Annotated in this window: 9 protein-coding genes; 8 read left to right on the forward strand and 1 reads right to left on the reverse strand. The window is 39.0% G+C overall.

All coding sequences use genetic code 11. The annotated features are described in order from the left end of the window. Nucleotides 1-44: 44 nt before the first annotated feature. Genes AACZ73_RS19405 through AACZ73_RS19415 form a run of 3 tightly spaced genes read left to right on the forward strand, consistent with a single transcriptional unit; the run spans nt 45 to nt 4,184 of the window. Entirely contained in the window at nt 45-1,373 is a 1,329-nt protein-coding gene (locus tag AACZ73_RS19405; protein ID WP_339880468.1) for a pitrilysin family protein, read from the forward strand. A gap of 27 nt (nt 1,374-1,400) precedes the next feature. Beyond that, nucleotides 1,401-3,449, forward strand: coding sequence for a pitrilysin family protein (locus AACZ73_RS19410; protein ID WP_339880454.1), 2,049 nt, complete (start codon nt 1,401-1,403; stop codon nt 3,447-3,449). A gap of 6 nt (nt 3,450-3,455) precedes the next feature. After that, complete coding sequence (locus tag AACZ73_RS19415) at nt 3,456-4,184, forward strand: peptidase, M16 family protein (RefSeq protein WP_339880455.1); 729 nt, start codon at nt 3,456-3,458, stop codon at nt 4,182-4,184. A 53-nt stretch (nt 4,185-4,237) separates the two neighbouring features. Here the strand turns inward: AACZ73_RS19415 and AACZ73_RS19420 are convergent, their stop codons facing one another. Then, entirely contained in the window at nt 4,238-5,884 is a 1,647-nt protein-coding gene (locus tag AACZ73_RS19420; protein WP_339880456.1) for a M61 family peptidase, read from the reverse strand. Between the two features lie 138 nt (nt 5,885-6,022). On the opposite strand from AACZ73_RS19420, the gene rpmH reads away from it, so the two are divergent. The 5 genes from rpmH to AACZ73_RS19445 all read left to right on the forward strand — a co-directional run bounded on the left by rpmH (nt 6,023) and on the right by AACZ73_RS19445 (nt 9,655). Further along, nucleotides 6,023-6,181, forward strand: a complete 159-nt coding sequence (gene rpmH / locus AACZ73_RS19425) for a 50S ribosomal protein L34 (RefSeq protein ID WP_091698287.1) — start codon at nt 6,023-6,025, stop codon at nt 6,179-6,181. A 48-nt stretch (nt 6,182-6,229) separates the two neighbouring features. Continuing rightward, entirely contained in the window at nt 6,230-6,652 is a 423-nt protein-coding gene (gene rnpA / locus AACZ73_RS19430; RefSeq protein WP_339880457.1) for a ribonuclease P protein component, read from the forward strand. A 140-nt stretch (nt 6,653-6,792) separates the two neighbouring features. Beyond that, nucleotides 6,793-8,454, forward strand: a complete 1,662-nt coding sequence (locus AACZ73_RS19435; protein ID WP_339880459.1) for a S41 family peptidase — start codon at nt 6,793-6,795, stop codon at nt 8,452-8,454. A 5-nt stretch (nt 8,455-8,459) separates the two neighbouring features. Beyond that, entirely contained in the window at nt 8,460-9,149 is a 690-nt protein-coding gene (gene tsaB / locus AACZ73_RS19440; protein WP_339880461.1) for a tRNA (adenosine(37)-N6)-threonylcarbamoyltransferase complex dimerization subunit type 1 TsaB, read from the forward strand. Further along, nucleotides 9,146-9,655, forward strand: a complete 510-nt coding sequence (locus AACZ73_RS19445) for a DUF2480 family protein (RefSeq protein WP_339880462.1) — start codon at nt 9,146-9,148, stop codon at nt 9,653-9,655. The genes tsaB and AACZ73_RS19445 overlap by 4 nt, the downstream gene beginning before the upstream one ends. Nucleotides 9,656-9,766: the final 111 nt, after the last annotated feature.

Raw genomic sequence — 9,766 nt, forward strand, 5'->3', positions numbered from 1 at the left:
TATTTTTACTTTTAAATATTGAGAATATAATCCAACATACAATGATGAGAAAACTTACTGCATTGGGGCTAATGGCAGGAATGCTGAGTGTTCCCGCTCTTGCGCAAAACAAAATTGAGTTCAAGGAATTCGATTTGGACAATGGATTGCATGTGATCATGCACCAGGATAATACGACACCAATCGTGGTGACTTCGGTCCTTTACCATGTTGGAGCAAAAAACGAACAACCAGACAGAACTGGTTTTGCACACTTTTTTGAGCACTTGATGTTTGAAGGTTCAGAGAATATTGAGCGAGGAGAATATATGAATATAATCCAGGCTCATGGGGGTACTTTAAATGCCTACACATCCAATGACATTACCTACTATTATGAGTCTCTCCCTTCCAACGAACTGGAATTAGCATTGTATATGGAAAGTGAGCGAATGCTTCACTCCAAGGTAGACGAGACTGGTGTAGAGACGCAGCGTGAAGTGGTGAAAGAGGAGAAGCGGCAAAGTATTGACAATCGTCCTTATGGAAGTATTCTGGTTGAGACGCTGAAAAGAGCATATACAGACCATCCTTATCGTTGGGCACCGATTGGTTCCATCGAGGACTTGAATGCAGCTTCTATCGAGGAGTTTCAGCAGTTTTACAAAGACTTCTATGTGCCAAATAATGCGACGTTAACCATCGCTGGTGATATTGACTATGCTAAGACTGAAGAATGGGTGAAAAAATATTTCTCCGAAATACCTAAAGGAACCAAGGAGATCTATAGACCAGATGTTGAGGAGCCAAGAAAAACTGCAGAAATCAGAGATATAGTTTATGATAACATTCAGATTCCTGCTGTAATTCAAGCCTATAACCTTCCGCCAAAGACAGACAAGGATTCTTATGCGATGTCAATGCTTTCGACTTATTTGACAGGAGGAAATTCTTCCTTGATGACCAAAGAGCTGGTAGATAAGCAACAAAAAGCTTTGGCTCTTGCAGCTATCCCGTTGGACTTGGAAGATGGTGGTATTTTCATCATGTATGGGATTACCAATATGGGGGTGGAACCGCAGGACCTGGAGACAGAAATAGATAAGCTGATCAAGCAGGTACAGGATGAAGGAATTTCTGATCGTGACTTCGAGAAGCTTCAGAACATCATGGAAAACAACATTGTAAGTGGAAATTCTTCCATGGCTGGAGTTGCAGAAAATCTTGCTGAAGCTCATGTGATCTATGGCAATACTGATTATGTCAATAAGACAATGGAAATGTATGGTCAAGTGACCAAAGCAGATCTTCAAAGAGTTGCCAAAGAGTATTTAACTCTTGATGGTCGTGTAGTATTGTATTATTTGCCTAAACCAGCTGAATCTGCTCAGTAATTGATTCACCTTAACTATTGAAATAACATGTTAAAAATAACGATATCCTTTGTATTGAGCCTTTTGGTGTCTGTCGCAAGCTTTGCTCAGGTGGACAGAAGTCAGTTTCCAAAAGCTGGGCCAGCGCCTGTGATTAAAATTGGCGAAGCAGAAACTTTTACCCTAGATAATGGACTTAAAGTTTTTGTGGTAGAAAATGATAAACTTCCCCGTGTATCTTTCACTTTGGTGTTGGAAAGAGATCCTTTATTTGAAGGAGATAAGGCAGGATTGACTGGCTATGTGGGTCAGATGATGATGGCAGGTACTACCACTCGGACCAAAGATCAACTGGATGAAGAAGTTGATTTTATTGGCGCTAACCTTGGATTTTCATCAACTTCCGCTTCGGCATCTTCACTTAAAAAACATCAGGATAAAGTACTTCAGTTGATGACGGATGTTTTGTATAATCCTGTTTTTCCGGAAGAAGAATTGGAGAAATTAAAGAAGCAATCGCTTACTGCGTTGGCTACCAGTAAAGATGAGCCAGGGGCAATTTCCAGCAGATTGACAAGTGCTCTTGTGTATGGAAAAGATCATCCATATGGCGAAGTAGAAACTGAAGAAACTTTGAAAAATGTCACTGTTGAGGACGTAAAGTCATATTATGAAACTTACTTTAAGCCAAACATTGCTTATTTAGCGATAGTAGGAGATATGAGTAAAGCTGAGGCTGAGAAAGTAGTAAAGGAGCATTTCAGCTCTTGGGAAAAAGGAGACGTTCCTACTTTTACTTACCCAAATCCTGCTTCTCTGGATAAAAATATGGTTGGATTGGTTGATCGTAGTTCATCCGTGCAAACAGTAATTGATATTGCTCAGCCGATTGAATTGAAAGTTGGTGACGAGGATTATATCTCGAGTAGAGTATTGAATCAAATTTTTGGTGGAGGCTCTTCCTCTCGGCTTTTCATGAATCTTCGTGAAGACAAAGGTTATACTTACGGAGCTTATTCATCCTTTTCTTCGGATAAGCTTGTAGGGCAATTCTCTGCCAATGCTTCTGTCCGTACAGAAGTGACAGATTCTGCTGTATATGAATTCATTCACGAAATTAACAGGTTAGTAGAAGATGGTGTAACGCAAGAAGAATTGGACAAAGCGAAATCAAATCTTGCTGGTTCATTTGGCAGATCTCTTGAAAACCCTGCTACTATAGCAAGTTTTGCATTGAATATTGAGCGCTACGATCTTCCAAAAGACTACTATGAGACTTACTTGCAGAAAATGAATGCGCTGACTGTAGCGGATATCAACAAAACCGCGGACGATTTGATTGATCCAGACAAGTTGTATATCACTGCAGTGGGAAATGCCACGGAGATCAAAGATAAACTGGCTCAGTTTGGAGAAGTGAAGTTATTTGACAACATGGGGTTCCCAGCAAAAGAAATGGCTGCTGTGGATGCTGATGTGACATCTGAAAAGGTTCTTGAAAATTATATAGCAGCAATTGGTGGTAAAAGCGCCGCTAGCTTAATTAAGACTGCAAAAGTGGTAATGGAAGCAGACGTTATGGGACAAAAGTTGACAATTGAGCAGTTTTTCGACAATGCCAATTTGCGTTACGGCCAAAATACCTTAGTCGGAGGAAACGTAATGCAAAGTTCAAGAATTATCGATGGAAAAGGTGAAGCCAAAGTACAGGGACAGTCTATTGCGATGACAGATGAGCAGGTCGATGCTGCTAAACTTGAGACGTATTTCCTACCTGAGTTATATTATGAAACGATGGGATATACACTTACTTTGGATGGAATCAAAGATGTAGAAGGAACGCCCGCCTATAAAATAATCGTTGCTACACCTTTAGGTGCATCAGTGAATAATTACTATTCAGTTGAATCAGGTTTGAAAGTAAAAAATGAAAATCCTGTTTCCGGAGATACGTTTTACAGCGATTACCAAGAGAAAAATGGTGTTTTGATTCCTATGTCTGTAACAATCAAATCGGCTATGATCCCTGCTCCATTGGAAGCTAAGGTGACCAGTTTGGAATTGAATCCAGAGTTAACAGAAGAGGACTTTAATTAATTGATTATGAAAAAAAGTAATTTAGTACTAGCTCTAGGCCTGTTAATCTCGCCTTTGTGCTCCCAAGCGAATGATGGAGGAATTGAATCTCCACCTAAGCTTATTGTCAAAAATTCTGTCAAGGAAGTGATTGACAATTATGTAAAAGCGATAGGCGGCGAGGCAAAGATGAAAGATATCCGCAATATGGAGATGAATATGGAGGCTGAGATTCAAGGCATGCAGTTAGTCATCTCAGGAGTTACAGATCAGGAAAATAAGCGGATGGCTAATTTGACTGAAATGAATGGGAATGTGGTTTCAAAAACAATTGTGAAAGATGGCGCTGGAACCGTATCAGCTATGGGACAGGAGCAAGCTTTGACAGAGGCTCAAGTAGCCGCGGTTCTTAAAAATCAGGTTTACGTCTTCCGGGAATTGTATTTGGATGAATTAGGCGTTACAGCGGTATTTGAGGGAACTGAGGAAGTAGAAGGAGAAGAAGCATATAAGCTTTCTTTTGAAACTGGAGGAGATGGTAATACGACTGAATACTACAGCGTAGCCACTGGCCTAAAAATTCAGACCAAATCCGATATTGCAGGGACTATTCTTTATAAGGATTATGAAGATGTAGATGGCTTGATGATGCCAATGACTATGGTTATTAAAAACAACATGATTCCAATGCCATTGGAGGCGAAAGTCACTTCTATTAAGTTCAATCAGGATTTGGATGATTCTGTATTTAACTAAATCTAGTACCAATAAAGCAATCAAGAGGCTGCCTGCGAAGACAGCCTCTTTTTTTAGCCATTAATCCAAGCACCCCTCTTGGGATTACTTTTCCTGTCAACCAGAAAATAGTCTTTATATAAAAGGATCTCTGAGTTTAGTAAAGCCACCTGAAGCTCTCTACCAAAACGATCAATTGATAATTCAACACCGTTTGAAGTGTCTGTTTTTGATTTGATTATATCACCTAGCATAAGTTTATTGTAAGCATCGCTTTCCGGGTGAATTTTTATGATGAGGCCTTCGTCGTTTTTGATGATCCCGTAATTAGAAGATAACTGATCTCTCTTGGGTTTGGCGTCCAGTTCGAAACCTAGCGATGAGAGATGCTTTGCTACTAGTGGAAAAATATCCTCTTTTCCTAAGATGAAATCATCATAGAATTGATTGAAATAGATAGGGTGGTGAGTTTGCGAAAGGATGACTTCCCAAACTTCTTCCATTGTATATCCGATTTTTGGTTTCCCGAATCTTTTCCAAAGGATTTTCATGACCTGATGAAGAGAGGAGTTTTCATCTAGTAGCATGGCATCCAAGCAAAAAGCGATCAAAGCACCGTGCGTATAAATGCTCACTTTTTTGTCAGGAATACCTCCTACATATCCATCGATCCAAAGGTCAAAACTGGACTCCAAAATAGATTGATTTTTCCAGCCAAGGTTTATTGATTCTCGGTTCAGTACTTTTTCGAAAGTTTCGAAGTATTCCTCTAATGAGAAATAACCTGACTTCAACAGAAAAAGGTCTCCCATGTAGGTGGTGACACCTTCTACCATCCAGCCTGCTTCATGGTAAGCTTCTTTCGAAAAGTCATATGGCAAAATCTCAACTGGCCTGATCTGGCAGACATTCCAGGCATGGTAAAGTTCGTGACAGCTTACTCCCATCAATTCATTGAGATTTTTTCGCTCTACAAGACTTTGAGCAGGTCCAAAAGTAATAACCGTCCCCCGCTGATGCTCTACGCCATGATAATGCGGGTAGGGTAAAAGCTGATAAATGAAATGATATTCATCAACAGGAAATTCTCCAAATGCCTGGATTTGTTTCAAAGCAAACTGTTTGACATCTGTTTTAAAGTCAGCAATATCAAAACTGACTTCTCCATTAAACCACAGATGGAAAATCGTTTCTCCCAATTCAAATGAATCATGAGTTAAATTTTGCGAAGCTATGTAGCTGCTATCCGCCAATTGCTGGAAATTGGAAGCATAAAGTTGATTGTTTTCTGAAAGCAGGGTTGTGCAGATTTGGAAGTCTTGTGATGAGATGACCTCTACATCTATGCGTTCTTCAGATCTTCCTACTATCTCAAAGCAGCAATTAACAAAGTTTAGATAGATTTGCTCATCGTCCACCCAGCAAGATCCTGCATCCATCTTGGCACAGTAATATTCATAAGATACTTGGTACTCACCCACATGATCGGGACTGAATTCCCATAGGTCTTTTGTAAGCTTTGAGCTTGGGATCAACTTTCCTGTAGGGGATATTACATTGAAATTCCGAATATTTTGGACGTAATTTGCTAGCTGATAGCGTCCAGCACGCCAAGCGGGAAGTTGAAGTCTCACTTGCGAAAGATGCCTAACAGGTATATATAGGGTGATTTGAATGAATTGAGATACTGGGTTATTGGACTCTATTAGGTATTTTATCATTGATTAGGGTTATTAATTCAAACAAATGTTTTTTAGCTTGTTTGCATTTAAAGAAATGGTACTTATCTTTGCAATCCTTTTCAGGGTTGATCCTGGGGAACAAAGAAATAGAAAGCAATTAGATAAAGATATTCGATCATGAAAAGAACATTTCAACCTTCTCGTAGAAAAAGAAAAAATAAGCACGGCTTTAAGGAAAGAATGTCTTCTGCTAACGGTAGAAGAGTACTGAAAGCTAGAAGAGCTAAAGGAAGACACAAGCTTACTGTTTCTTCTGAAAAGACATTGAAGAAGTAATTCTTAGCACTGATTTTCGTATGTTCACGTACGAATATAGTTCTTGTGATGAATTACAGACTCCCAAAAAGTGAGCGGCTTCATGCCGACAAACTTATCAAGGAACTTTTTAACGAAGGTTCCTCTTTTTTTTTGTACCCATTTAAAGTCCAATTTTTTGTTAAAAAGGATCAGGAGAGTGGAACCACTCAGGTGCTTTTCTCCGTTTCGAAGAAGAAGATCAAAAAGGCAGTCGGGCGTAACTTTGTAAAACGAAGAATGCGTGAGGCATATAGGCTTAACAAAGCGTTGATCCCACCATCTGCTCCAGCTATGTCAATTGGCTTAATTTATGTAAGTTCCGAGTTGATGGAGTTCCCGGAAATTCAGACTAAAATTACTCTGGCTTTAAAGAAACTTGCCAGCATAGTAAACGAAAATCAAAAACAGCATGAAATCGAGAATGACCGAAATGGTGAAAAACTATTATGATTACTTGGTATAAGATTCTATTTGACCTTTCAGGTAAAACTATAAATACATGAAATTAAACACGTGTATAAAGTCATACAGAGGGACGATTTTAAGCCATGTCAAATTTGATTTGTCCCTTGAAGATAAATAATAATCCTATGAATAAATCTTTGAAAAAATCCCTTCTAATATCTCTATTGGGAGCACTTGTACTAACTGGATTTTTTGCATTCAAAGCTAAAAATGACAAGCTTTTTGCCATAGCTAAGAACATTGACATTTTCGCTACCCTGATCAGGGAGCTGGATTCTTATTATGTAGATGATATCGATCCGGACGAATTGGTTACAATTGGGATCAATGCCATGCTTGAGGAGCTAGATCCCTACACTACTTATGTTCCGGAGGAGGATTCAGATGATTATCGAATGATGACCACTGGTGAATATGCTGGGATAGGGGCCTTGATAGGAAATAGGGGGGAAGGAAGTATGGTAATTATGCCTTACACAGGTTTTCCTGCACAAACTGTCGGCTTGAAGATTGCCGATTATATTTTGAAAATAGATACAACTGATGTGACCAATTTAGGGACTTCAGACGTGTCGGCGCTTCTAAAAGGTCCGGCAAATACACCAGTTCATCTTCAGGTGAAAAGAAATCAAGATACACTGGAATTTGATGTAGTGAGAAAGAAGATCGCTATTAAGAATGTACCTTATTATGGCAAACTTGATGAGCATACCGGATATATTAAGTTGGCTGAATTTACCACCAATGCTTCTACAGAAGTGAGAAATGCTTTATTGGATTTGAAAAGCCAAGGAGTGGATAGACTGGTACTGGATGTGAGAGAGAATCCGGGTGGTTTGGTAAATGAAGCCGTAGAGATTATAAATCTTTTTATCCCAAAAGGAAAAGAGGTTGTAAAGACAATTGGTAAGCTCGAAAATGTCAATTACACTTATAAGACCACCAAAACGCCGGTAGATAAAGATATACCAATGATTGTTTTGCTAAATGAACACAGTGCGTCAGCTTCAGAAATAGTAGCAGGCACTCTTCAAGATTATGATAGGGCAGTTTTGATAGGAAGAAAGTCGTTCGGAAAAGGGCTCGTTCAGACGACCGTTCCATTGACTTATAATGCACAGATGAAAGTCACTACTGCCAAATACTATATTCCAAGTGGAAGATGCATCCAGGCGATTGATTATTTGCAGAGTAGAGAAAATAACGAGTTGGTTACTGTTCCAGACTCATTAAGAAAAGTGTTTTATACTAAGAATGGTAGAAAGGTTTTGGATGGTGCTGGCATCGAACCTGATGAAGAAGTAGAGCAAACAAGCTATGCGCCGATTTCTTACAGCTTAGTCGCTAGGAACCATGTTTTCGATTATGGAACCAAATATTTCTACGAGCACGATGAGATTGCAGATCCTTCAAAGTTTTCTATTTCAGACGCTGACTATAAAGGTTTTGTGAAATGGTTGGAAGGCAAAGAGTATGATTATACTACCTACTTGGAAAAATCGGTGGAGGATATGCGCAAGAATGCCGAAAAGGTAGATTATTACGATGAAATTAAAGCACAGATTGATTCGCTTGAAAAGAGAGTGAATCATAGCAAAGAACAAGATTTGGTAACTAATAAAGAGGAGATTAAGAAAATCCTTTCGCAGGAAATTGTATCTAGGTATTATTTTCAAGAAGGCATGATAGAATCTGGACTTCAGGATGACGAAGAGGTAATGCTTGCGAAAGAATATTTGAAAGAACCTGAGAAAATCAAGATGGTTTTGACTGCCTCATCTAAATAAAGAGTATGGCAATTATTCTCTCTTTTGAAACTTCCACACCTATATGTTCCATTGCACTACATCGAGATGGGATAATGTTAGCGGAGAAGTCACTAGATCTCCCGGGTGCTCATTCTGAAAAGCTAATGGGGATGATAGATTCAGTTCTGGATGAATGCATGCTTTCCATTGAGGACATACATGTTGTTGCTGTTTCTGAAGGGCCTGGGTCTTATACAGGACTAAGAATTGGAGTTTCAGCAGCCAAAGGATTGGCGTTTGCCAGAGATATACCTTTGATTGCAATCAGCACTTTGAAAGCCTTGGCTTGTGGCGCGAAGCCTCATGTAGAGGAAGCTGGACTTATCATAGCGATGCTGGATGCAAGGAGAATGGAAGTTTATCGTGAAGTGTTCGATTACGATTTGAATACAATAAGTGAACTCGACTCAGAAATCATTGATGAAAAATCCTATTCCACCTTTTTGGAAAAGGGCAAGGTATATTTTGTAGGGGATGCAATACAGAAGGTATCTGAAGTAATTAATCATCCTAATGCTGTTTTTCTTGATGTTTCTATTTCTGCAAATTATGTTGGGGTATTAGCTCATGAGAAGTTTCAAAAAGAAGAATTTGCCGATCTGGCTTATTTCGTTCCAAATTATCTGAAAGAATTTAAAGCCCTTCAGTCCAAAAAGAATCCCTTGTTGATATGAGTGATATAGTAAATAGAGTATCGAGTAGTCCTATCATAACGATTAATCTGGAAGAGATTTATCCAAAAGAAGAAAGAGTGATTTTTGACCTCAAGCCATTTCTTTTTCAAGAATTAATTCTGCGAGAGAAAGATTTTAGGACAGCTCTGAAAGAAATCGATTGGTCTCAGTACCAAAATAAATGGGTGGCAATCACCTGTACTGCAGATGCTATTGTCCCTAATTGGGCATTTATGTTAGTGGCAACCTATCTAAATTCTTTTGCTCGCGGCTATGCAATTGGAGATTTGAAGGAGCTGGAAATAATGATTGTTGAAGATTGTTTGAGAAAATTAGATCTAGATTCTTTCATTGATAGGCCAGTTGTGGTGAAAGGGTGTAGTGATTTCCCGATTCCCTTATTCGCCTACGGCAAAATAATTTCTCTTATACAGAGCCGTGCAAAATCCATAATGTACGGAGAGCCTTGTAGTACAGTGCCGCTCTACAAAAAACAAAAGTCTTGATAATTAAAGTATTGCGTAAATTCACTTAATTTTTTGCAATTTTCTTTGTTGTGGTTCTTGCCCATAAATAAAAAAGGGAGATATTTGCACTCCCAAACGACGCAGACGGTG

It is taken from the genome of uncultured Algoriphagus sp. (assembly GCF_963974835.1).
Classification (GTDB): Bacteria; Bacteroidota; Bacteroidia; order Cytophagales; family Cyclobacteriaceae; genus Algoriphagus.